Raw genomic sequence first — 21588 nt, 5'->3', positions numbered from 1 at the left:
ACAAAAGGAGATTGTGTGAGTGGCACCGGTGTACCGCTGCGAGAGCTAGCGCTTGTCATTTTGGTTGCAGCGACCTTTACCTACCTCGCCACGGGCTTGGTACGTAGCTTCCTCGTCCGCACTGGCCGGGTGGCAGAGATTCGCCTGCGCGATTCGCATTCCCAGCCCACCCCGCAGATGGGTGGCGTGGCAATGTTTACCGGTTTCGGCGCCTCAGTCTTCCTAGCCGCCCAGCTTCCAGCCTTGACTCGCGGTTTCATGCCCGTTACTCCTGAGATGAATGCCGTGGTTTGGGCGGCGCTGGCCATCGTGCTCGTGGGCGTGATCGACGACGCCCTCGAACTGGGTGCGATAGTGAAGTTGGTCGGCCAATTGCTCGCCGCTGGAATCATGAGCGGCCTTGGCCTTACATGGACGCTTCTGTTTATTCCATTTGGCGGCGGAACTACGGTGTTGCTCGATCAAATCCAGGGCACACTCTTGACAACCTTCTTTACGGTGCTACTCATTAACGCAATGAACTTTGTGGACGGCCTTGATGGTCTCGCCGCCGGCTTAGGGCTTATTGCAGGCGGCGCCATATTGATCTTTTCCCTCACGGTTCTGCATGACCAGGGTGGGGCAGTCTCTGCCTATCCGCCGGCGATCATCTCTGCCGCGTTGGTCGGTATCTGTGCAGGCTTCCTGCCGCACAATTTTGAGCCTTCGCGCATCTTTATGGGCGACAGTGGATCGATGCTTATTGGTCTCCTGCTGGCCGCAGCTTCTACCTCTGCTTCCGGCAAGATCAACATGTCGCTGTATGGCACCGTTGACATGGTGGCGCTCGCATCGCCTTTCATTGTGGTCGCCGCAGCTGTGTTTATTCCAGTCTTGGACCTTGTCTGGGCGGTTATTCGCCGCCTTTCGCAGGGCCGATCGCCCTTTTCTGCCGATAAGGCGCACATTCATCACCGCCTACTTTCGCTCGGCCATACCCACCGCCGCACTGTCTTGGTGCTATACCTGTGGGTCTCGGCGGTAGCTTTCGGCGCGGTGTCCTTTTCCATCGTCCCGTGGCCCGTTGCAGTCGCCCTTACCGCCATCGCGCTGGGGGTGGCATTCGGCGTCACGCTCATTCCTCTGCGCCGGGGCAAGCTTGGCCCAAGTAAACGGGCTACCACGGTGGTGGCGCATACCGATCCCGCCTAGGAGTCTCGGGCTGTCGTAGTGCGGTAGGCTTTTGGCCTATGACTGATCCGATGACAAACGCGGCAATAAACAACGTGGATGACTTTGACGACCCAGTTTTGCCGCTTAAGCGTGCACTGCGCTTCGGTTCGATTGCGCTGGTGGCCATCACGATTATCTCGCTCGCCGTTTGGGGTGGCATGCGTGGAATGCCGGGGATTTGGGGAGTGCTCGTCGGTGCCGGCATCGGCGGCGGTTTTGTCCTGCTGACGGTTCTTTCCGTGCTTGCTGCCTCGAAGACTAGCCCCACCAACACGATCATCGTCGTTATGGGTAGCTGGCTCATCAAACTGCTGGTGCTGATTGTCATCCTCGCGGTCATCCGCGACATGGACTTCTACGATAAGATGGCGCTCTTTGTCACCGTAGTGATGGCCCTTATCGCAACGCTGGGCACCGAGGCCTGGGGCGTCGTCAGCGCCCGCGTCTCTTATGTGCATTAGCCACTCTGAAGAAGGGCGGCGGGGATAAAACACGAGCCCTTTAGTCTTAATTTCCTTGGGGGAAGATGTGGAATGGGTGTTAATTCCACCCCCGAGGTGGTGTACAAAAACTGTTTGTGACAAAGGCCATATGGGGTCTTTTGCCTAGTCATGGGCTCTATTTCGGCCAAAAAATCGCCCGCGAGCTACGGGTGTCAACCTGTGCCTACCCTGGTACACGTGAATGAGGCCCTGAACTGATATTATTTCTCGCGGGTTACCACGGGACCGAGATTTTTGCATTGGATCCCGCGCGGTCAATCCCTGTCACTTCTTCGAAGATGTGCGACGGAGTCCGAAGTCGTGGCAGAGAGCTTGAGACGTCCATCGCACCGTCCGCAAAGTTATTTTGCGGCGGCCCTAACACGGGAGAGAACGCTGAGCGTTACAACATTGGCCATGAAAGGGCACTTCCACGCGCCTGATCTGGGTGAAGAATTCTTCCCGGGGCAAGTAGATGCTGACCATCTGTTCTTCGGCGACTTTGCCGACGGATGGTTCGCGCTTGATCGCCTAATGCTGGTGCGCATCTTGATGACGCTGGTATTGGTGGTTCTTTTCATGCTGGCCTTCAAGAACCCGAAGCTGGTTCCGAAGGGTCTGCAGAACGTCGGCGAGAATGCGGTCGATTTCGTCCGTATCCACATCGCCGAAGATATTTTGGGTACTAAGGAGGCCAAGCGATTCCTTCCGGTAATCGCGACGATCTTCTTCGCAGTCCTGTTTATGAATGTGCCGACCATCATCCCGGGACTCAACGTCTCGCCGAATGGTCGTATCGGCATGCCTATCGTCCTTGCAGTCGTGTCGTACATCGCAATGATTTACGCCGGCGCAAAGCGCTATGGCTTCGGCAAGTTCATCAAGTCCTCGGTGGTTATTCCTAACCTGCCGCCGGCTTTGCACTTGCTCGTTGTGCCGATCGAGTTCTTCTCGACCTTCATTCTGCGACCAGTTACCCTCGCCATTCGTCTCATGGCGAACTTCTTGGCAGGACACATCATTCTGGTCCTTCTCTTCTCTGCTTCGAACTTCTTCTTCTGGCAGCTGAACGGTTGGACGGCACTGTCCGGTTTGACCATTGTTCTGGGACTGGCTTTCAGCCTGTTCGAGCTCCTGGTCATCTTCCTGCAGGCCTACATCTTCGCGCTTTTGACGGCGGTGTACATCGAACTGTCCCTGCACGCGGATTCGCACTAAGGACGAGGTCGACGAGCGCGACCGAGAATAATCTCAACTTCACAGAAACTATCTCCCTGTCCGTAAACCTGCGGGCAGGACATACGAAAGGGAACGACTTTCACCATGAACGAAATCATTCTTGCACAGGATGCTGCCGCTAACCTCGACAGCCTGAAGGCTGTTGGCTACGGCCTCGCCGCAATCGGCCCTGGTATCGGTATCGGCATCGTTGCCGGCAAGACCGTTGAGGCTATGGCACGCCAGCCTGAAATGGCCGGCCAGCTGCGTACCACCATGTTCCTGGGTATCGCCTTCACCGAGGCTCTTGCACTTATCGGCCTCGTTGCAGGCTTCCTGTTCTAAAAAGTTCGCGTTTTCCTAAACCAACCTTTTAAGACTGGAGACCACATGAACAACGTCTTTTATACGCTTGCGGCGGGGGAGGAGAACCCGGGTTCCGGCAGCTTCTCCGTTCTTCTGCCCAAGAACTATGACATTTTCTGGTCTTTGATCTGTTTCGTTGTCATCTTGATTTTGTTCTGGAAGTTCGTCCTTCCGGCATACAACAAGATGCTCCAGGAGCGCGAGGACCGCATCGAGGGCGGCATGAAGCGTGCTGAGGCTCAGCAGGCTGAAGCTAAGGCTGCTCTCGAGAAGTACAACGCACAGCTTGCTGACGCACGTGCAGAAGCTGCAGAGATCCGCGAACAGGCGCGCGAGCGCGGCAAGCAGATCGAGGCTGAGGCTAAGACCCAGGCTGAGGAAGAATCCCGCCGCATTGTCGCCTCTGGCGAGAAGCAGCTGGAAGCTTCCCGTGCACAGGTCATCTCTGAGCTGCGTTCCGATATCGGACAGAACTCCATCAACTTGGCTGAGAAGCTGCTGGGCGGCGAACTATCTTCCGCTACCAAGCAGTCCTCCACGATTGACAACTTCCTGTCCGAGCTCGATTCTGTGGCACCGGCCGGAAAGTAGGCAACTATGAAGGCAGCTAGCCGCGAAGCCCTCGCACACGTAGAGTCCCAGCTGGATCAGATTCTGGCGCAGGACGATGCGATTGCGACGGCGGCACAGGCAGGTCTCGACCTTTTCGAGGTCGTTGATGTCCTTGATGCTGACCGCGAACTGCGCGTCGCGCTAACCGACGCCGCCGTTCCGGCTGCAAACCGCAAGTCACTGGTGCAGAACCTCTTCGGTGCAAAGATTGCTCCGGTCGCCACCCAGGTGATCGAAGCTTCTGCTGCCGAGCAGTGGTCCACCTCCCGTGGCTTCGTCAAGGGTCTCGTGTCTCTCGGCCGCCGCGCTCTTCTGCGCGGTGCTGAGGCTCAGGGCCAGCTGGGCCAGGTAGAAGACGAGCTCTTCCGCCTGTCTAGCATCCTGAAGAACGAGGCAGAGCTGACCCAGCTGCTTTCCGACCGAACTGCTACGTCCGCACGTAAGCGCGGATTGCTGGCAAGCGTGCTCTACGGCAAGGTAACGATGTTCTCTGAGGCGCTCGCGCTCCAGGCCATCGGCCGCCCTGAGCAGAACCCGATCGATGATGTCGCGGCACTGGCCGACTACGCAGCTAAGCTGCAGGGTCGCACCATTGCTCGTGTTACCACCGCGGGTGAGCTGAATGATAGCCAGCGTGCAGCACTCGCTGAGAAGCTGGGCAAAATTTATGGTCGTGCGATGTCCATTCACTCTGAGGTTGACACCAGCCTCCTCGGTGGTATGACCATCCGCGTCGGCGACGAAGTTATCGACGGCTCCACGGCAGGCAAGATTGCCCGCCTGCGTGCCAAGATGGCTTAAGTCAGGCCGAAACGACAGAAATGATTAAGTAATTGCTGGAAGATACTACCGAGAGCAGGAAGAACATGGCGGAGCTGACGATCTCCTCCGATGAGATTCGTAGCGCGATTGCGAACTACACCTCGAGCTACTCCGCGGAGGCCTCCCGTGAGGAGGTCGGCGTGGTCATTTCGGCAGCTGACGGTATTGCGCAGGTTTCTGGCCTGCCATCCGTTATGGCGAATGAGCTGCTCGAGTTCCCAGGCGGCGTTATCGGCGTCGCACAGAACCTCGACACCAACTCCATCGGTGTCGTTGTCTTGGGCAACTTCGAGTCCCTCACCGAGGGCGACGAGGTCAAGAGGACTGGCGAAGTCCTTTCCATCCCTGTGGGCGAGGAATTCCTCGGCCGCGTTATCAACCCACTGGGCCAGCCGATCGACGGCATGGGCCCAATCGCCGCTGAAGAGGACCGCGTCCTCGAGCTGCAGGCACCTTCCGTGCTGCAGCGTCAGCCGGTTGAAGAGCCGATGCAGACCGGCATCAAGGCTATTGACGCAATGACCCCGATTGGTCGTGGTCAGCGTCAGTTGGTCATTGGTGACCGTAAGACTGGTAAGACCGCAGTCTGCATCGATACCATCCTGAACCAGAAGGCTAACTGGGAGTCTGGCGACAAGGACAAGCAGGTACGTTGTATCTACGTCGCTATCGGCCAGAAGGGCTCCACCATTGCTGGAGTCCGCCACACCCTGGAGCAGCACGGCGCACTGGAGTACACCACCATCGTGGCAGCTCCTGCTTCCGACGCCGCTGGCTTCAAGTGGCTGGCACCGTTCTCCGGTGCAGCTCTGGGTCAGCACTGGATGTACCAGGGCAACCACGTCTTGGTCATCTACGATGATCTCACCAAGCAGGCTGAGGCCTACCGTGCGATTTCCCTTCTGCTGCGCCGTCCGCCGGGCCGCGAGGCATACCCGGGCGACGTCTTCTACCTCCACTCCCGTCTGCTGGAGCGTGCTGCAAAGCTCTCCGACGACATGGGTGCAGGTTCCATGACCGCACTGCCGATCATCGAGACCAAGGCGAACGACGTTTCCGCCTTCATCCCAACCAACGTTATTTCCATTACCGACGGCCAGGTCTTCCTGGAGTCCGACCTGTTCAACCAGGGCGTCCGTCCGGCAATTAACGTCGGTGTCTCCGTCTCCCGTGTGGGTGGCGCTGCACAGACCAAGGGCATGAAGAAGGTCGCCGGTAACCTGCGTCTTGAGCTTGCTGCTTACCGTGACCTGCAGGCATTCGCTGCCTTCGCTTCCGACCTCGACCCTGCCTCCAAGGCACAGCTCGAGCGCGGTGAGCGTCTGGTTGAGCTGCTTAAGCAGGCGGAGTCCTCCCCGCAGCCAGTTGAGTTCCAGATGGTTTCCATCTACTTGGCTGACCAGGGCATCTTCGACGTCGTTCCCGTCGAGGATGTACGTCGCTTCGAGGCTGAGGTACACGAGTACCTGCACTCGAATACCCCTCAGGTATTCGAGCAGATCGCTGGTGGCCAGCCTCTGTCCGACGAATCCAAGGATGCGCTCGTCAAGGCTGCTAAGGACTTCACCCCGACCTTCCGCACCACCGAGGGCCATAACTTGGGCTCCGAGGCAGAGGTCGAGGCGCTCGATGCGGCAGAGGTAAAGAAGACCGAGCTCAGCGTCTCCCGTAAGACGGCTAAATAGAGTCCGCACAGCTCTAAGAATCAACCGTCGAGATAATAGAAGGGAGGAGCGAACACCATGGCTAATCTTCGTGAACTGCGCGACCGAATCCGGTCCGTCAATTCCACTAAGAAGATCACCAAGGCACAGGAGCTCATTGCTACCTCGCGCATTACCAAGGCACAGGCTAGGGTTGAGGCTTCACAGCCTTACGCACACGAGCTTGCGAATGTGATGAACAAGCTCGCAGCGGCCAGCTCGCTGGATCACCCGATGCTTCGTGAACGTGAAGATGGCAAGGTCGCCGCTATTCTCGTGGTCTCTTCTGACCGCGGTATGTGTGGTGGCTACAACAACAACATCTTCAAGAAGGCAGCCGAGCTCGAAGCCCTGCTCAAGAAGCAAGGCTACGAGACCGTCCGCTATGTCACGGGTAATAAGGGCGTTGGCTTCTACAAGTTCCGTGAAGCTGATGTCGCAGGCAGCTGGGCTGGTTTCTCGCAGGATCCGTCCTGGGAGACCACCCACGATGTCCGTCGTCACATGATCGACGGATTCATTGCAGGTTCCAAGGGTACTGCCAAGTACCGCGACGGCCTCAACACCGAGGGCGAAGGCATCCGTGGCTTCGACCAGGTTCACGTTGTGTACACCGAGTTTGAGTCCATGCTGACCCAAACCGCGCGTGCACAGCAGTTGTTGCCGGTGGTTCCGGTTATTGAGGATGAGGAATTCCACCTCGGAGAGTCCGCGCTTTCCGACGCCGAGCCTACGGATCAGGTTTCGCCTGATTTCGAGTTCGAGCCGGATGCTGACACTCTTATGGAGGCACTGCTTCCGCAGTACGTCTCTCGTATCCTCTTTGCGATGTTCTTGGAGGCTTCCGCTTCCGAGTCCGCAGCACGCCGTACCGCAATGAAGTCTGCTACTGACAACGCAACCGAGCTGGTCAAGGACCTCTCGCGTGTGGCCAACCAGGCTCGTCAGGCACAGATTACCCAGGAAATTACAGAGATCGTCGGTGGCGCTGGGGCGCTCGCCGAAAGCGCAGAAAGTGACTAGATTATGACTTCAGCTCTGCAAGAGCAGAACACACAGTCGTCGGCTGTTGCCGGCCGTGTGGTGCGCGTCATCGGTCCGGTCGTCGACGTGGAATTCCCGCGTGGCGGACTGCCGGCACTGTACAACGCACTGACCGTCGAGATTTCTCTCGAGGCTGTTGCAAAGACCGTCACCCTCGAGGTCGCTCAGCACCTCGGTGACAACCTCGTCCGTACCGTTTCCATGGCACCGACCGACGGCCTCGTCCGCGGCGCTGCCGTGACCGATACTGGCAAGCCAATCTCCGTTCCAGTCGGCGATGTGGTCAAGGGCCACGTGTTCAACGCACTGGGCGACTGCCTCGACCAGCCTGGTCTGGGCCGCGACGGCGAGCAGTGGGGCATCCACCGCGAGCCGCCGGCATTCGACCAGCTCGAGGGCAAAACCGAAATCCTGGAGACCGGTATTAAGGTTATCGACCTCCTGACCCCGTACGTGAAGGGCGGCAAGATCGGCCTCTTCGGCGGTGCAGGTGTTGGTAAGACCGTTCTCATCCAGGAGATGATTACTCGTATCGCACGCGAGTTCTCCGGTACCTCCGTCTTCGCCGGCGTCGGCGAGCGTACCCGTGAGGGCACCGACCTCTTCCTCGAGATGGAAGAGATGGGCGTTCTCCAGGACACCGCCCTCGTGTTCGGCCAGATGGATGAGCCGCCAGGAGTCCGTATGCGCGTGGCTCTGTCCGGCCTGACCATGGCGGAGTACTTCCGCGATGTGCAGAACCAGGACGTGCTGCTGTTCATTGACAACATCTTCCGTTTCACCCAGGCTGGCTCTGAGGTTTCGACCCTGCTGGGTCGTATGCCTTCCGCCGTTGGCTACCAGCCAACCCTGGCTGACGAGATGGGTGTCCTGCAGGAGCGCATTACCTCCACGAAGGGCAAGTCGATTACCTCTCTGCAGGCCGTTTACGTCCCTGCGGATGACTACACCGACCCGGCTCCGGCCACCACCTTCGCCCACCTCGATGCAACCACCGAGTTGGACCGTGGTATTGCTTCCAAGGGTATTTACCCGGCTGTGAACCCGCTGACCTCGACCTCTCGTATTCTGGAGCCGTCCATCGTGGGCGAGCACCACTACGAGGTTGCGCAGCGCGTCATTCACATCCTGCAGAAGAACAAGGAACTCCAGGACATCATCGCCATCCTTGGTATGGACGAGCTGTCCGAGGAGGACAAGGTCACCGTTCAGCGCGCACGTCGTATCGAGCGCTTCCTGGGCCAGAACTTCTTCGTCGCAGAGAAGTTCACCGGTCTGCCGGGCTCCTACGTCCCGCTGACCGAGACCATCGACGCTTTCGAGCGCATCTGCAACGGCGAGTTCGATCACTACCCAGAGCAGGCATTCAACGGCCTGGGTGGCTTGGACGACGTCGAGGCTGCGTACAAGAAGCTTTCCGAGAAGTAGGGAGTGGCACATGGCTGACATCACCGCTGAACTGGTATCCGTCGAGCGTAAGCTGTGGGCTGGTAAGGCCACGCTGGTTACGGCTGAGACCACTGAGGGTGAGATCGGCGTGCTTCCTGGCCACGAGCCATTGGTCGGTCAGCTGGCCGACAATGGTGTTGTGACCATCCACCCAGTCGACGGCGAGCGTCTCGTCGCCGCGGTCCAGGGTGGCTTCCTCTCCGTGTCCAAGGACAAGATCACTGTCCTCGCCAACTGGGCCACTTGGTCCACCGAAGTTGATGAGGCACAGGCTTCCGAAGACCAGAAGTCCGAGGAGTTTATTGTCCACAACCGTGGTGAAGCCGCTCAGCGAGCACTTCGTCGCGCCAAGGGCTAGGTAGAGTAACGGGCAGCAAAGCCCTTCCGCTCTCATAAGCGCCCCACCTTTCTTTCACCAGAAAGGTGGGGCGCTTTTTCGTTGGCTTTTGCTACGGGGTTTAGTGGCATAACGGCTGGGGAAGATACTAGAATTTTACCTAATATCTTTCAGGTTCAGGATTAAAAGGAGCGGCAGCATATGTACATTTCAGGTCTAGGCTGGTTGTTCCTCATCGTGGCGGCTTTTGTCCTTTTGTGCCTTATCCTTGCTGCTCGCCGCTTTTCAAGTTGCGTGCGCGCGGGACCTCTGTATTGCTGAGAACCCTTCCCGCTAAAAACTCTCATTCTTGGCGTCATGGCGTGATGCGCTATAACGGAGAATACGTGGAGTACTTCAAACTGCGTTCGGTTTCGGTCCAGGCAGACCTTCGTTTCAACCGCCTCGGCGTCGAGCTAATTGGCACTCGTCAATTAGACGATGACGAGGCTGCTTTTATGTCCGCCGCCAACCAGGTCATCCGCTTTTCCTTCGCGGATCAGGAATACGAAATCGCCACTGACCTACACGGAATCATGGGTCTTACCGCCTGGATTGAGGCGGCGCCTTCCAAGCGCTTGCAACGTCCTGACTATCGGCGTCTGCGCCAGCGCGCTACCCGTTTTACTAAGGAGTAGGCGGCTACCTATAGGGTAGAGAGCATGCGTTTAGTCATCGCTCGTTGCTCAGTTGATTATGTCGGCCGTTTGGATGCCCATTTGCCCGTCGCCGATCGCCTCATCCTCGTCAAGGCAGACGGTTCCGTGTCGATCCACGCCGACGACCGCGCTTATAAGCCGCTGAATTGGATGACTCCGCCGTGCACGCTGGAGGAATCCGCCATCACTGACATCGACGGCGAGGACACTGGCGAACAGCTGTGGCTCGTTGAAAACCCCAAGGGCGAGCAGCTGCGTATCACGATCGCGGAGATTCACCAAGACTTCTCCGTCGAATTGGGCGCGGATCCGGGGCTTGTTAAGGACGGCGTCGAGGCGCACCTGCAGGAGCTGCTCGCCGAGCACATCGATACCCTGGGCGAGGACTATTCACTCGTGCGCCGCGAGTATCCAACTGCAATTGGACCAGTCGATATCATGGCCAAAGACCAAGACAATAAGTTCGTTGCGGTTGAGGTCAAGCGCCGCGGTGGTATCGACGGCGTCGAGCAGCTCACACGCTATCTGGAGCTTCTCAACCGTGACGAGCTACTGGCACCCGTGCAAGGCGTCTTTGCAGCCCAGGAAATCAAGCCGCAGGCCCGTACGCTGGCCGAGGACCGCGGTATTCGCTGCGTCATCCTTGACTACCAAGATCTGCGCGGCATTGAGTCGAACGAGCTACGTCTTTTCTAATGCCACGCCGCAACAGGAGAAACCGCGTCAGCCCGCGCCCGCTGCCTAAGGATGGCTCTACTTTTCTAGGCTCGCAGACCGTCGAGGGCCCAAAGTGGACCCACGGCGAGCCCTTCGTTATGCGCCACATCGGCAGCGCTGCAGCTACAAAGTTCTATATCTGCCCCGGCTGCAACCAAAATATTCCGCCTCGCGTTGCCCATATCGTGGCTTGGCCGCGTGATACAGGCGGCAGGGAAGATGACCGCCGCCACTGGCACCGTCACTGCTGGGAGCGTAGGTAGGATAGCGGGCATGATTGTTGCTTTTTCTGTCGCGCCAACCGTGGTGGGCGAGGAAACTGCGGAGATGTCTGCAGCCGTCGCCGAAGCCGTCCGCGTGGTGCGCGCATCCGGCTTGCCCAACGAGACCAATGCCATGTTTACCCTTATAGAAGGCGAATGGGATGAGGTCTTTGCCGTAATCAAGGAAGCCACCGATGCGGTACGCAAGGTTTCGCCGCGTACCTCGCTTGTAGTCAAGGCCGATATCCGCGAAGGTGTGACTGGCCAGTTGACGCAAAAGGTGGAGTCTGTGAATCGACGTTTGGAGGAAAACAAGTGACCGGACCTTATGTAGGCGGTGCCCTTGACTTGGGCGCGCTGAAGCAGCAAAAGGAGACTGAGGAAGCGCCTTCCGGGGTATCTGCATTTTTCGAGGTAACCGAGGCTAACTTCGAATCCGAATTGATTCGCCGTTCCGCCGAGGTCCCCGTTATTGCGCTCATCGGTTCTTCGCGTTCGCCCGCCTCCGAGCAACTGAAGAATGACCTGCGCGCTGTCGCAGAGGCCGGTGGGCTCAAGTTCATCGTTGGCTACATCGACGCTGATGCTATCCCGCAGGTAGCGCAGGTCTTTGGCGTGCGAAACCTGCCGACCACCGTCGCCCTAGCTGCCGGCCAGCCGATTACCAACTTCGAGGGAGCCCAGCCCAAGGATGCGCTGGAGCAGTGGACTGCCACGCTCGTCGAGAAGCTTGGGCCGCAATTGAGTGGTCTCAGCACCGAGACCCCAGAACCAGAAACTGCCGCGGACCCACGCGTGCAGGCCGCCGAGGAGTCCCTAAACCACGGCGATTTCGACGCAGCCATCGCCCACTACGACGCCATTTTGGCCGACGATCCAGACAACGCCGAGGTCAAGCAGGCCCGCAACACCACCCAGGTTTTGCGTCGTCTGGACCCCGCCAACCGCACCGAGGACCCGATTGCTGCTGCCGACGCTGCGCCAGCCGACGTCGCCAAGCAGTGCGATGCCGCCGACGCCGAGGTCGTCGCCGGTGCGCCCGAGAAAGCCTTCGAGCGCCTCATCTCGGCGATGCAAAGAACCGCAGGCGACGACAAGCAAGCCCTCAAGGTTCGCTTGCTCGAGCTCTTCGCGCTTTTCGACGCCTCCGATTCCCGTGTCCTGCAAGCGCGCACCAAGCTCGCAAGCGCTCTTTATTAGCGAAGGGGTAACTAGAGCACCCCCGGCTTTCTGGAATTTCTGGATCGCTTTTATCCGGTTCTATTATCAGGGCAGAAATCCTTGACAGAGCCAATTAAAAGGCCAATTAAAAGGGAGTGCTCTATGCCGACTTTGCAACCAATTAATGGTCCAAAAATCCCGGAGCCCAAAGCCCCGAAGAAGGACCGTACCCACTGGCTCTACATCGGCGTTATCGTTGCGGTGATTGCCGGTATTGCCTTGGGTCTAGTCGCCCCGGGCGTTGCCGTTAACTTCAAGCCATTGGGCACGATGTTCGTCAGCCTCATCAAGATGGTCATCGCGCCAATCATCTTCTGCACCATCGTGCTGGGCATCGGCTCGGTGCGCGCTGCGGCATCGGTCGGTAAGGCCGGCGGCATCGCTCTGGCGTACTTCATCACGATGTCCACCTTTGCGCTGGCGATCGGCCTCGTGGTCGGAAACTTCATCGATCCCGGCGCTGGCCTTCATATTAGCGGCGGTGATGGCTCTAAGTACATCAAGGCAGGTGCGGAAGGCGAGGGTCTTTGGGGCTTTGTCAGCTCCATCGTCCCAGAGACCATGTTCTCGGCATTTACCTCGGGATCGGTTCTCCAGGTCCTGTTTATCGCGTTGCTGTGTGGCTTCGCCGTGCAGTCCATGGGCGAAGCAGGCGAACCTATTCTTGGCTTCGTCGCCAGCCTGCAGCGCCTCGTCTTCAAGATCCTCAACATGATTTTGTGGCTGGCTCCGCTCGGCTCTTTCGGAGCTATGGCAGGCGTCGTTGGTGAGACCGGCATGGATGCCGTGAAGTCCTTGGCCACCCTGATGCTGGCTTTTTACATCACCTGCTTCCTCTTCGTATTCGTGGTACTCGGCCTCATCGCCCGTGTATTCGGCGGTATCAGCATGTGGAAGCTCTGCAAGTATCTGGGCCGCGAGTTCCTGCTCATCGTTGCTACTTCTTCCTCTGAATCCGCATTGCCGAACCTCATGCGCAAGATGGAGCACCTCGGCGTGGAGAAGCCGACCGTGGGTATCGTTGTACCGACCGGTTATTCCTTCAACCTGGACGGCACCGCTATTTATCTGACGCTTTCCGCCATCTTCATTTCCGAGGCAATGCATATGCCGATGAACTTGGGCGAGCAGGTGGGCCTGCTGGTCTTTATGATCATCGCGTCCAAGGGCGCAGCGGGTGTCTCCGGAGCCGGCATCGCAACGCTGGCTGCGGGCTTGCAGTCCCACCGCCCTGAGCTCCTCGGCGGCGTCGACGTCATCATGGGCATCGACCGCTTTATGTCCGAGGCTCGCGCTCTGACCAACTTTGCCGGCAACGCGCTCGCAACCATCCTGGTTGGCCGTTGGACCAAGACCGTGGACATGGACCGCGTCACGAAGGTCCTCAACGGTGAGGAACCATACGCTGATTCCGGCAAGGACAGCACCGTTAACCTGCGCATGCCAGACGTGGAGAACCCAGCCCACGAACGCCTGCAGCCAACGCAGCAGGTTGACTTGGAACGCTACAAAGACGGCTCTGAGATGTACTACAAGTAGTTCTCGCTATACTGCGAGGCTATGACGAAAGTACTCTTCCTCTGCAATTCCAACCGCGGCAAGTCCCAAATGGCCGCAGCTTTGGCGAAGCTGCACGCTCCCTCGTGGGAGGTTTATTCGGCAGGCGTCCAAGTGGCCGAACCGGGCCAGTCCGGCGACGTAAATCTCGAGGCGTCTCATTGCCTGGCCGAAGTGGGTGCCGACATGTCTGAGGGTACGCCCAAGCCTGTCGACCCGGAGCTTGCCGCCAATGTCGACCACGTCATCATCGTCGGCGGCGCCGAGTACGATGGACCCGCCGAGCGCTGGGAGATTGAAGATCCCTCCCAGCGTGGCGTCGAGGGGAAGCAAAGGATGGTCGAGCTGCGCGATGACATCGACGCCCGCGTCAAAGAATTGATTGCGCGCCATAATTAATTTGGATACTAAAAACCTAGAAATAGGTAACATTTTCTAATAAGGTGCGGTGCATGACTAGTCCGCACCGAGCACCGATTTCGCCCGATCCTAGGCAGCAAGCCTTTGCAATCCGTGGCCTTAACAAATCCTTCAATGGTTCTCCCGCCGTCCGCAATCTAGATCTCGACGTCCCGCGGGGTTCTATTTATGGCATCGTCGGCCCCAACGGTGCGGGCAAGACCACCATGCTGACCATGGGCTGCGGTCTTCTGCGCCCCGATAGCGGCGAGTCATTCGTTGCCGGTCACCGCGTGTGGCACGATCCAATCCCTGCGAAGGCATCGATGGGCTTGCTCATGGACGGCGCACCCGTATTCGACCGCCTCACCGGCGCCGAGTATCTCTACTACTTGGGCGCGCTACGCAAGCTCGACGAGGGGGAGGCACAGCGCCGCGCCGCCGAGCTCCTGCACGTGCTCGCGCTTGACGACGCCGCCTCCAAACGCATCGCCGACTATTCCGCTGGCATGACCAAGAAGATTCTGCTTGCCGGCGCAGTACTCCATAATCCCGAGGTGCTCATCCTCGATGAGCCGCTCGAGGCAGTCGATCCAGTATCCGGCCGCCTCATCCAAAACGTGCTCGTGAACTTCGCTGCCCGGGGTGGCACCGTGGTGATTTCCTCCCACGTCATGTCCCTAGTCGAAGGACTTTGTACCTCCGTGGCAATCATTAATGATGGCCAAGTGCTTACCTCCGGCACCGTCGATGAGGTCCGCGGTGACAAGAGCCTCACAGACGTCTTCATCGAGCTCGTCGGCGGCGCTGATCTCGATTCCAACGCCTTCCAGTGGTTGGGTGGAAATTAGGCCATGATGGACACCAGCAAAACCCTCGTCAAGCTGCACCGCACACTATGGAGCAGGACCTTCAAAGAGAACACCGCGCAGTGGATGATGGTGGTCCTCTTCGTCATCTATGGCCTGATTGGTCTCGCCAACACTGGGCTTATGGCTGGCTTAGATCTGAGCGAAGGCACGCGCAATGCTCACGCTCTCACCACTGTCAACCTCATCGGCGTAGCGATTTACCTCATGCTCGCGATGATCATGCCCGCCGGTGAAAAGCAGCTTTACCCGGATACCTTGAAAGGCCTGCCGCTTTCTTTAGAAGAGGTCCGGCCCGCCATGCTGCGCATTTCTTTCCTTAACTCCCGTGCCTGGCTTTCTGCAGGTTTTAGCATCATCTGGGCAATCGTCGGTGCGATCATGCTCGTGAGCATCGGTGACTTCAATGTCATTGCCGTACCCGCATTCGTGCTCGGCATGGCGCTTTCGTGGTTTATCACCATCTGTTTGTCGGAGTGCCTGATGAGCATTGCCAGCAACGTGGTCAGCTTGGAAAGCGACCGCAGCAAGTTCATTGGCGGCATTCTCGGTACCGTATTGATGCTCTGCGTCATTCTCTTAAACGGTCAGATTGAAGATGCAGTGCCGCTCGGCACCATCGGCAAGTATGCCGCGTGGACGCCGTTTACCGCAGCGACCGGTTGGGCCACAGCGCTTGGCAATGGCTCTTACATGGAAGCACTCGCGCAGCTTCTAATCGCAATTGTCACCGCAGTGGGGCTCTTCGCGGTCTGGCGGCACTTAATCAAAACAGAATTCGCCCAAAGCCAGCAGCACGCCCGGCCTGCGCCAGCCACAAAGACAAAGCAGCACGGCGTATCCCGCCTCCGCCTGATGGGCCTGGCCTATCGCAGTCCCGCCATGATGGAGTACTCGCGCTCGTTGCTTTATATCGTCCGCGATATGCGCCTAGTAAATACCTTGATCTTCTTGCCGGTGCTCGCAGGATTCTGTCTCTACCACATCTTTAACGGCAACTTGGCCGCTGGTTTAGGCGTGCTCGTGATGCTCGGTCTCGTGGGCGGCCTACTCGGCGTCAACGACTATGGCTACGATGGCCCCTCCGGCTGGCTGAAGATGATGGCACCTTGTGCACCAAGCAAATTTCTGCTGGCCCGCCATCGCGCTCACCTGACGCCTTCTGCAGTTGTCATCCTCATTTGCGTCATCCTGGCGCTCATCATCAGCCCTGAACGCCTGAAGGTATTGGCCTTTGGTTGTGCTGCACTAGGAATGCTGCTTTCGGTCAGCGCCTGTTCACTAGCTTTGTCAGTTTATAACCCTTATCCAGTCTCTGCGCCGGGTACCAACGCGTGGACTGATAAGTCTGGCTACTCCGCACCCGCCTTTGTGGCCAGCCTCTTCGGACTCATCTTCGGCTGGATTGCAGTGGCCCCAGGTCTTGTTTGCCTAGGCATCGCCGTTACCCAAGACAAGGCTCCGTTGCTAGCAGTCGGTGTCATCTTGAGCCTTGCCGTACCGGCTATCGTGCACGCACTGGTGGCATATATCGCCGGCAAGCGGGTCGACGCCCGGATGCCGGAGATCTACGCCAAGGTCGACACCTGGGTCAGCTAGCCCACAAAGCGATACCACTGCACGGAGTTAGCCGGGAGGTGTAGCTCCGCGGAATTCGACGCGGAGTGCACCTTAATCGGCAGTGCATTACCCGCGCCCTCATAGACGGCGTCGTCAGTGTTGAGCACCATCTCCCACGCGCCATCCCGGGGCAGCCACAAGTGGTAATTCGGAATGGAGTTGCCTGAGAAATTGCACACGGCGAGCAGCGCCGAGCCATCGTTGCCGTAGCGCACGTAACCCAAGACGTTATTGTTCGAGTCATCGGCCTTGACCCACTGGAAACCATCCTGCGTGAAGTCCTGGGACCACAGGGCAGGGGTGTTCTTGTAGACGGCATTGATATCGCGCACCAAGCGCTTGATGCCGCGATGCCATTCACCGCCCCAGCCTTCGAGGTTGGCCCAGTCCACAGAGCTGGATTCGTTCCACTCCGCGACCTGGCCAAACTCTTGCCCCATAAACAGCAGGTTCTTGCCCGGATGCGAGAACATATATCCGTACAGCGCACGCAAGCCTGCGGCCTTGTTCCAATCGTCGCCAGGCATGCGCGTCCACAGCGAGCCCTTGCCATGGACGACCTCGTCGTGACTAAACGGCAGCACGTAGCGTTCCGAATAGGCATAGACCATGGAGAAAGTCAGCTCGCCATGATGATGCTGGCGGTAGATGGGCTCGTGCTTGAAGTACTCGAGGGTGTCATTCATCCAGCCCATATTCCACTTCAGGGAAAAGCCGAGGCCGTCCTCCGAGGTGGGAGCAGTAACGCCCGGCCAAGAGGTCGATTCCTCGGCGATGGTCAGCACGCCGGGATGCAGGCGTTGCAGGGTAGCGTTTGTCTCCTGCAAGAACTGTACCGCTTCCAGGTTTTCGCGTCCGCCGTACTGGTTGGGCAGCCATACTTCACGTGAGTAGTCCAAGTAAAGCATCGAGGCCACCGCATCCACGCGCAGGCCGTCGACGTGGAATTCTTCGGCCCAATACAGCGCATTTGCTACCAAGAAGTTGCGCACCTCGTTGCGGCCAAAGTCAAAGACGTAGGTTCCCCAGTCGGCCTGCTCGCCGCGGCGGGGGTCGGGGTGCTCGTAGAGTGCCTGGCCGTCAAAGCGTCCCAGTGCAAATTCGTCTTTGGGAAAGTGCGCTGGGACCCAGTCGATGAGGACGCCGATGCCGGCGTTATGCAGGGCGTCGATAAGCGCACGCAACTCATCCGGGCAGCCCCAGCGTGCCGACGGAGCGTAGTAGCCCGAGACCTGGTAGCCCCAAGAACCGCCGAAGGGGTGCTCTGCCACCGGAAGCAGCTCGACGTGGGTGAAGCCATGCTCGAGGACGTAATCGATGAGCTCAGCGCGCAGTCTGTTGTAGTCGGCGCCTTGCTTCCAAGAACCCACATGCAGCTCGTAGATGCTCATCGGTACATCGAGATTGCCGTTACGAGCATCCATCCATGCGGAGTCATTCCATTCGTAATCGTTTGCCATGACTACCGAGACTGTCTCCGGCGGAGCAATCGTTTGCTTCGCCATCGGATCAGCCTTATCGATGCGCCGGCCGTCCGCGGTTTGAATCGCGAACTTATAGCGCTCGCCGGGACCGATGCCGGGGACGAAGAGCTCCCAGACCCCGGTTGCGCCCAAACAGCGCATCGGCGACTGCGCGGGATTCCAGCCGTTGAAGTCGCCTACTACGGCAACGCCTTTGGCATTCGGCGCCCACACCGCAAACGAAACACCTTCAACCCGGCCCAAATGCGTGTCGTAGCTGTGCAGATTCGCGCCAAGTACCTCCCAAAGCCGCTCGTGGCGACCTTCCGAAATCAGGTGCAGATCGAAAGTGCTGGCAGTGGGCAAGAACCGGTAGCCGTCGGCCACCTCGACCGGAGCCTGGCCTGGGTAAGTCACCCGGAAACGGTAATCCTGCTCCTGGTCTAGTGCGCTCTCCCATAGGTCGTGGCCTACAGCATTCATCTCGTGCACGGCAGTTTCGGTGACCAGCTCCACCTTCTCGGCGCCGGGGCGACGAGTTAAAACCGTGCCGTCGTGCCAGCCATAAAAGTCATGTGGGGCATGGTGGCGACACTCGTTGAGGCGGGCGAGATCTGCTTCCGGAATGTTCATGTGTTCACGTTACCTAAATCGAAGGAGACAGGACTTAAGGTCGATAATCGTTGACGTCGCGCCAGGCAAGGCGGTCCAAGGAATGCGGGTCAGCCTGCGGCAGCACGAACAGATGGGCGACGTCGCGCATTGGTTCGAGTCGCACGAAGTTGCGGTTGGACCAGTTATAGGCGGCGCCGGTAATGGCATCGTGGACGGTGTAGACGTCACCGTCGGCTCTGCCGATCGCTTCCATTTCTACGGTAACGGTGGCTTCTTGGGCATTGCGCGGATCCAGGTTGATCACGGCCAGGATCACGTTGCCCGTCGCAGGATCTGCCTTGGAGTAGGCAATGATTTTTTCGTTATCGACGTCGTGGAATTTGAGGTTGCGCAGTTGCTGCAGCGCGGGGTTCTCACGGCGGATGAGATTGAGAAGGCGAATATAGGATTCCAGCGATGCGCCACGGGTAGCCGCCTCCTGGAAGTTGCGCGGGCGCAGCTCGTACTTCTCAGAGTCCATGTACTCCTCACTGCCCGGCGCCACGGCCTCGTGCTCATAAAGCTCATAGCCGGAGTACACGCCCCATAGCGGAGACAGAGTCGCGGCCAAAGCCGCGCGGATAGCGAACATGGCCCGCCCGCCGGTCTGCAAAGACTCGTGCAGGATGTCAGGCGTATTCACAAAGAGGTTGGGGCGGCAAATATCCGCCTGCTCCACGTGCATCTTGGCAAACTCGGTCAGCTCGCGCTTCGAGGTTTGCCAGGTGAAATAGGTATAGGACTGGGTAAAGCCTGCCTTCGCCAAGCCGAACAGCCGTGGCGCGCGGGTAAAGGCCTCCGCAAGGAAGATGACCTCCGGATGGGTCACGTGCACCTTGTCTATGAGCCAGGTCCAAAAGTTTGCCGGCTTGGTGTGCGGGTTATCCACGCGGAAGGTGGTTACGCCCGCCTCGATCCAGATCATCACGATGCGGAAGATCTCGTTGTAGATCGCGTCTGGGTCGTTGTCGAAGTTCAGGGGATAGATGTCCTGGTACTTTTTCGGCGGATTCTCCGCATAAGCGATGGTGCCGTCAGCCAAGACCGTGAAAAACTCTGGGTTCGTCTTGGCCCACGGATGATCCGGTGCGGCCTGGAGCGCCAGATCCAGCGCTACCTCGAGCCCCAGGTCCTGCGCGCGAGAAACCAGCTTTTTGAAATCGTCCATCGTGCCCAAGTCTGGGTGAGTGGTGGAATGATCTTGAATTGCCCACGGCGAGCCGACGTCGCCCGGTTCAGCCACCACCGAGTTGTTCTTGCCCTTGCGGTGAACCTTTCCGATGGGGTGAATCGGCGGGAAATACACTGTGTCGAAGCCCATGTCTGCGACTCGCTCCAACGCTTTGGCCGTGGTCTTGAAAGTGCCGTGGACTGGGTTGCCTTCTTCATCCCAACCGCCCGTAGAACGCGGGAAGAGCTCATACCAAGAGTTATAAAGCGCTTCTCGGCGCTCGACCAGTACCTCGTGGACCTCGCCTTCCACGAGCAAATCCCGCAAGGGGTGCGCATGCAGTTTCTTTGCCACGGCGTCGGAAAGCGCTGCCTCGACGCGCGAGGACAGGTCCAAAGACTCATTCGCTAGCGACTTAGCAACATCGGGCATTCCCGCCCGCTCAAAAAGCTCCGCGCCATGGAGGAGATCGTTGGAAAGCTCGGCGGCCGTCTGCCCCGCAGCCATCTTCTTTTCCACCGCATTGCGCCACGTTGCCATCGGGTCTGACCACGCATCGATACGGAAGAACCAGCGCCCACAGGTAAGCGGAGTAAACACACCATGCCTACGGTCAGGGTCAATTGGGTCTTGGTCCATGGTCACCGAGGAAACCGAAGGGGATTCGGTATTCCACACCGAAAGGGTTGCCGACACCGCATCATGGCCTTCCCGCCAGACCAACGCGGTTACCGGAACCACCTCATTAACCACGGCCTTAGTGGGAGAGAAGCTAGGACGGACATCATCGATGGCGAGGCGTGTAGTCATGCCCTTTAGAGTAGTGCAGCTGTGTCAGTTTCACCGGGCAACCAGAATTTCCGCAACAATATAGGACGTGAATGCTGTGAATAACGAAACAATGCCCGTAACTGACGAAGATTGGCTCATCGACTTCCGCGGCGTCGAGCTGCGCCGTGGCGGAAAAACCTTGGTGGGTCCAGTCGATTGGCAAGTAGAGCTCGACGAGCGTTGGGTCATCATCGGCCCAAACGGCGCCGGCAAGACCAGCTTGGTCCGCATTGCCTCTGCGGAAGAGTTTCCTTCTAAAGGAACTGCCTTTTTGATGGGCGAGCAGATCGGCAAGACCGACATGCGCGATTTGCGTGCCGCCATCGGCATTTCTTCCGCCGCAGTACAGCACCGCATTCCCGACGGCGAACGAGTCGACGACCTCGTTATCTCCGCCGGCTACGCAGTCCTGGGACGCTTCCGCGAGGAGTACCAAGACATGGACTTTAGCCGCGCCTTCGAAATCCTTGACCAGGTGGGCGCCCGCCACTTGGCCGAGCGCACCTGGGGAACCCTATCGGAGGGAGAAAAGAAGCGCGTCATCTTGGCACGTGCCCTTATGTCCAACCCTGAGCTACTCATCCTCGACGAGCCTTCCGCCGGCATGGACCTAGGAGGCCGCGAGGATCTCGTGGGCTACTTGGGCGAGCTGGCAATGGATGCCGATGCACCAGCAATCGTCATGATTACCCACCACGTCGAGGAAATCCCTTATGGATTTACCCATGCGATGATCCTCGATGAGGGTAAGGTCGTGGCGAAGGGACTAATCAATACGGTCCTTACCTCAGAAAACCTTACGCAGGCTTTCCACCAACCAATTCAGGTGGATCGAATCGGTGAACGTTACTTCGCTCGCCGCATACGCTAAACGGAACTT

At 58.5% G+C, this 21588-nt stretch carries 22 protein-coding genes; 20 read left to right on the top strand and 2 right to left on the bottom strand.

What is annotated here, in order from left to right; genetic code table 11:
- Positions 1-15 precede the first annotated feature (15 nt).
- From HMPREF2888_RS08980 to HMPREF2888_RS08890, 19 genes are all read left to right on the top strand, one after another.
- Positions 16-1191, top strand: a complete 1176-nt coding sequence (locus HMPREF2888_RS08980; RefSeq protein ID WP_061921960.1) for an MraY family glycosyltransferase — start codon at positions 16-18, stop codon at positions 1189-1191.
- Between the two features lie 38 nt (positions 1192-1229).
- On the top strand, positions 1230-1673 hold the full coding sequence (locus HMPREF2888_RS08975; RefSeq protein ID WP_061921962.1) for a Cg1360 family ATP-synthase-associated protein: 444 nt from the start codon (positions 1230-1232) through the stop codon (positions 1671-1673).
- A gap of 438 nt (positions 1674-2111) precedes the next feature.
- Positions 2112-2912, top strand: a complete 801-nt coding sequence (gene atpB, locus HMPREF2888_RS08970; protein WP_061921965.1) for a F0F1 ATP synthase subunit A — start codon at positions 2112-2114, stop codon at positions 2910-2912.
- A 105-nt stretch (positions 2913-3017) separates the two neighbouring features.
- Entirely contained in the window at positions 3018-3257 is a 240-nt protein-coding gene (locus HMPREF2888_RS08965) for an ATP synthase F0 subunit C (protein ID WP_005532052.1), read from the top strand.
- A 45-nt stretch (positions 3258-3302) separates the two neighbouring features.
- On the top strand, positions 3303-3869 hold the full coding sequence (locus HMPREF2888_RS08960; protein WP_061921968.1) for a F0F1 ATP synthase subunit B: 567 nt from the start codon (positions 3303-3305) through the stop codon (positions 3867-3869).
- A gap of 6 nt (positions 3870-3875) precedes the next feature.
- A complete protein-coding gene (locus HMPREF2888_RS08955; protein WP_061921972.1) occupies positions 3876-4691 on the top strand; it encodes a F0F1 ATP synthase subunit delta in 816 nt (271 codons plus the stop codon).
- Positions 4692-4756: 65 nt separating this feature from the next.
- A complete protein-coding gene (gene atpA, locus HMPREF2888_RS08950; RefSeq protein ID WP_061921975.1) occupies positions 4757-6397 on the top strand; it encodes a F0F1 ATP synthase subunit alpha in 1641 nt (546 codons plus the stop codon).
- Between the two features lie 57 nt (positions 6398-6454).
- On the top strand, positions 6455-7438 hold the full coding sequence (locus HMPREF2888_RS08945) for a F0F1 ATP synthase subunit gamma (RefSeq protein ID WP_061921978.1): 984 nt from the start codon (positions 6455-6457) through the stop codon (positions 7436-7438).
- A gap of 3 nt (positions 7439-7441) precedes the next feature.
- The gene (atpD, locus tag HMPREF2888_RS08940; protein ID WP_061921981.1) at positions 7442-8887 is read left to right on the top strand and encodes a F0F1 ATP synthase subunit beta; all 1446 of its coding nucleotides are present in this window, start codon (positions 7442-7444) and stop codon (positions 8885-8887) included.
- A gap of 10 nt (positions 8888-8897) precedes the next feature.
- Positions 8898-9266 (top strand): F0F1 ATP synthase subunit epsilon, encoded by a 369-nt coding sequence (locus HMPREF2888_RS08935; protein ID WP_061921985.1) that lies wholly within the window; start codon positions 8898-8900, stop codon positions 9264-9266.
- 236 nt (positions 9267-9502) lie between these two features.
- Positions 9503-9922: a DUF2550 domain-containing protein gene (locus HMPREF2888_RS08930; protein ID WP_371326268.1), complete on the top strand. Its 420-nt coding sequence runs from the start codon at positions 9503-9505 to the stop codon at positions 9920-9922.
- A gap of 24 nt (positions 9923-9946) precedes the next feature.
- Positions 9947-10639: an endonuclease NucS gene (gene nucS / locus HMPREF2888_RS08925; RefSeq protein ID WP_070432852.1), complete on the top strand. Its 693-nt coding sequence runs from the start codon at positions 9947-9949 to the stop codon at positions 10637-10639.
- Positions 10639-10923: a hypothetical protein gene (locus HMPREF2888_RS12575; protein ID WP_083281266.1), complete on the top strand. Its 285-nt coding sequence runs from the start codon at positions 10639-10641 to the stop codon at positions 10921-10923. The genes nucS and HMPREF2888_RS12575 overlap by 1 nt, the downstream gene beginning before the upstream one ends.
- Before the next feature lie 10 nt (positions 10924-10933).
- Positions 10934-11242: an MTH1187 family thiamine-binding protein gene (locus HMPREF2888_RS08915; RefSeq protein WP_061921994.1), complete on the top strand. Its 309-nt coding sequence runs from the start codon at positions 10934-10936 to the stop codon at positions 11240-11242.
- A complete protein-coding gene (locus HMPREF2888_RS08910; RefSeq protein WP_061921997.1) occupies positions 11239-12123 on the top strand; it encodes a tetratricopeptide repeat protein in 885 nt (294 codons plus the stop codon). The genes HMPREF2888_RS08915 and HMPREF2888_RS08910 overlap by 4 nt, the downstream gene beginning before the upstream one ends.
- Before the next feature lie 123 nt (positions 12124-12246).
- Complete coding sequence (locus HMPREF2888_RS08905; protein WP_070456165.1) at positions 12247-13683, top strand: cation:dicarboxylate symporter family transporter; 1437 nt, start codon at positions 12247-12249, stop codon at positions 13681-13683.
- A 21-nt stretch (positions 13684-13704) separates the two neighbouring features.
- Complete coding sequence (locus HMPREF2888_RS08900) at positions 13705-14100, top strand: arsenate reductase/protein-tyrosine-phosphatase family protein (RefSeq protein ID WP_061922004.1); 396 nt, start codon at positions 13705-13707, stop codon at positions 14098-14100.
- Between the two features lie 53 nt (positions 14101-14153).
- Positions 14154-14951, top strand: a complete 798-nt coding sequence (locus tag HMPREF2888_RS08895) for an ABC transporter ATP-binding protein (protein WP_061922008.1) — start codon at positions 14154-14156, stop codon at positions 14949-14951.
- A gap of 3 nt (positions 14952-14954) precedes the next feature.
- On the top strand, positions 14955-16568 hold the full coding sequence (locus tag HMPREF2888_RS08890; protein ID WP_061922011.1) for a hypothetical protein: 1614 nt from the start codon (positions 14955-14957) through the stop codon (positions 16566-16568).
- On the opposite strand, the gene glgB is transcribed toward HMPREF2888_RS08890, so the two are convergent.
- Together glgB and HMPREF2888_RS08880 are read right to left on the bottom strand one after the other, a co-directional pair.
- Positions 16565-18685 (bottom strand): 1,4-alpha-glucan branching protein GlgB, encoded by a 2121-nt coding sequence (gene glgB / locus HMPREF2888_RS08885; RefSeq protein ID WP_061922013.1) that lies wholly within the window; start codon positions 18683-18685, stop codon positions 16565-16567. The genes HMPREF2888_RS08890 and glgB overlap by 4 nt on opposite strands.
- Before the next feature lie 34 nt (positions 18686-18719).
- Positions 18720-20687 carry a maltotransferase domain-containing protein gene (locus HMPREF2888_RS08880; protein ID WP_061922015.1) on the bottom strand — a complete coding sequence of 656 codons (1968 nt, stop codon included), beginning with the start codon at positions 20685-20687 and terminating at the stop codon, positions 18720-18722.
- A 91-nt stretch (positions 20688-20778) separates the two neighbouring features.
- Between HMPREF2888_RS08880 and HMPREF2888_RS08875 the strand changes: the two genes are divergently transcribed.
- Positions 20779-21579 (top strand): ABC transporter ATP-binding protein, encoded by an 801-nt coding sequence (locus HMPREF2888_RS08875; protein ID WP_061922018.1) that lies wholly within the window; start codon positions 20779-20781, stop codon positions 21577-21579.
- Positions 21580-21588: the final 9 nt, after the last annotated feature.

It is taken from the genome of Corynebacterium sp. HMSC077D03 (assembly GCF_001808545.1).
GTDB lineage: Bacteria > Actinomycetota > Actinomycetes > Mycobacteriales > Mycobacteriaceae > Corynebacterium > Corynebacterium simulans.
This window is presented reverse-complemented; position numbering and strand designations above follow the sequence as displayed.